Here is a 2,307-nt window from a genome sequence, read left to right as displayed (position 1 = left end):
GACCCGCAGAATAACCAAGACTTTCTGCCCAATGCGATGCCGCGCAGCGCTCTTTCGGCGGCGTTGTTCGAGAGACAGACGCGGCCATCGTCGAGGAAGCGTGTGAAGGAGCCCCAGCGCTTGAACATGTAGTTCATGGCCTTGGCCAGATCGTGACCGCGGGAGAGCTTGGCGCACTGCTCACGCATATAGGCTTCCAGATCGGCAACCAACGGAGCGCTCTGCGCCTGGCGGACAGCCTCTCGGTGGTCGGCGCCTTGGCCATTGATCGTGCGCTCGATTGCGAAGAGGGCGTCGATGCGACGCACGATCTCGATCGCAATCGGCGAGAGGGCGATCTCCTTCTTGCCAGCAGCCTTACGTCGCGCGTTTTCCTCAAGATCCGCCATGGCGAAGAACGGGCGCCGGGCATGCACCCAACAGGCCGCCTCCCTGATAGGCCCAGGACTTCGCGGGGGCTCGTAGAGTTTGGTGTATCCGCCGAAGGCGTCGGCCTGCAGGATACCGCTATAGTTGGCCAGATGCGCCTGCGGATGCTCGCCCCTTCGATCGCGCGAGTAATAGAACATTGCCGCCGGCGGATCTGAGCCGCCGAAGGGGCGGTCGTCCTTTACATAGACCCAGCATCGAGCGACATCGCACTTGCCCAAGGCCAGCACGGGCACGGTGGTGTCGTCGCCGTGGAGGCGTTCGGATGCCATGACGTGGGCTTCCAACAGACGCAACAGCGGCTCCAATACCGTGCAGCACGCTCCGACGGCGTCGGCTGCGGTCGACAGACTGATCGGCACGCCTTCCAACGCGTAACGCTCGGTTTGCCGGTTCAGAGGCTGATGCTGGCCGAACTTCTCATAGAGCAGCATGGCCAGCAGGCTCGGCCCCGCCCACCCTCGCGGGATCACATGGAATGGCGCCGGTGCCTGGCTGATCTTCTCGCAGTCGCGGCAAGAGAACTTCTCGCGCACCGTCTCGATTACCTTCCACTGACGCGGCACCGATTCCAGCGTTCGGGTCACATCTTCGCCGAGCTTGCGCAAGCGATTGCCGCCGCAGCATTCGCACGCCGTCGGCGGATCGATCACCACCCGCTCGCGCGGAAGGTGGTCTGGGAACGTGTTGCGCTCAGCGCGCTTGCGCGTAAATCCGTCAACCGTAGTCGTTTTGGCGACTGCCTGCTCCGCCGCCAATTCGTCTTCCGTCGCGTTAGCTTCCAATTCTTCGAAGGTAAGCGCCAGCTGGTCGATCAACCGCGCCGAGCGCTCCGATTTCTGGCCGTAAACCTGGCGCTCGAGCTTCGCTATCCGCAAGGTCTGCTGCACAATCAGCGCGGCGTCCTCCGACGCCTTTGCCCGCGCTACCGCCAGCTCCGCTTTCAGCGCGGCGTTTTCTTCGGCAAGAGCGGCGCGATCAGCATCCATGAGACGAAGTGAATCATAGTTTTAGTGATTTGCGGCACCCCAAAATACGCGGGTTTCCACATTTTTCTTCGCTCATCCCGCCCTTGTCGGCCGCCACGTCAGTTGTGGATTGCGCCAATCGATCCCTTCGAGCATGTACGCCATCTGCGCCGCCGAGATCGACACCGCGTCACCTGACGCCGAAGGCCAGATGAACTTTCCGCGATCCAAGCGTTTCGCATAGAGCGACAGCCCGATCCCGTCATGCCAGAGGATCTTTGCCAAATCGCCACGCCGGCCTCGGAAGATATAGAGATCTCCGGCGTGGGGATCCCGCTTCAGGCTCTCCTGAACCTGCAAAGCCAGACCCTGCATGCCGCGACGCATGTCGGTGTGGCCGGTTGCGATCCAGACTCTGACGCCACCCGGTATCGGGATCATCGCCGGCTCAGAACATCAAGGACCCGCCCCAACGCGTCAGCATCGACGTTCTCGTCAACGCTGACACGCTTGCCGCCACCGAGTTCGATCTCGATCAGGCCCCGGCGCCTCCGGGGCGAAATCACCGCTGGGGCTTCAATCGATGGAACGCTTTCGGTCGCACCCGGGGTGAGCTGAACAGGGACAAGCTTCGGTCCCGCCGAAACGACACTCGCCAGGCGCGCCCGCCGCCGCCACGTGAACACCAAACTCGTCGAAATGCCGTGCCGCCGCGCGATCTCCGTCACAACCGCGCCGGGCGCCAGCGTCTCTTCGATGATCCGCATCTTATCGTCGCGAGACCAGCGACGACGACGCTCAACCCCGCCCAGGACCTCTACCCGCATCTACCGACCTTAAGGCTAGCCTTAAAGCTAGATCCTCGTCGGATACCTGCAACTCAACAAGGCGGCCCACCCCGGAGGAATAC

General features: G+C 62.6%; 3 protein-coding genes. All 3 read right to left on the bottom strand.

What is annotated here, in order from left to right; all coding sequences use genetic code 11:
- The coding region (gene tnpC, locus ABIB80_RS39210; RefSeq protein WP_354129639.1) for an IS66 family transposase at positions 1-1,418 on the bottom strand (1,418 nt) is incomplete at its 3' end.
- A gap of 72 nt (positions 1,419-1,490) precedes the next feature.
- Complete coding sequence (gene tnpB, locus ABIB80_RS39205; protein WP_007591027.1) at positions 1,491-1,838, bottom strand: IS66 family insertion sequence element accessory protein TnpB; 348 nt, start codon at positions 1,836-1,838, stop codon at positions 1,491-1,493.
- On the bottom strand, positions 1,835-2,224 hold the full coding sequence (gene tnpA, locus ABIB80_RS39200; protein WP_007591026.1) for an IS66-like element accessory protein TnpA: 390 nt from the start codon (positions 2,222-2,224) through the stop codon (positions 1,835-1,837). The genes tnpB and tnpA overlap by 4 nt, the downstream gene beginning before the upstream one ends.
- Between the last annotated feature and the right edge of the window lie 83 nt (positions 2,225-2,307).

The sequence above is a fragment of the Bradyrhizobium sp. i1.15.2 genome, assembly GCF_040548425.1.
In the GTDB taxonomy this organism is placed as follows: Bacteria; Pseudomonadota; Alphaproteobacteria; order Rhizobiales; family Xanthobacteraceae; genus Bradyrhizobium; species Bradyrhizobium canariense.
The sequence above is the reverse complement of the archived record's forward strand: the minus strand, read 5'-3'. Positions and strand labels throughout refer to the sequence as shown.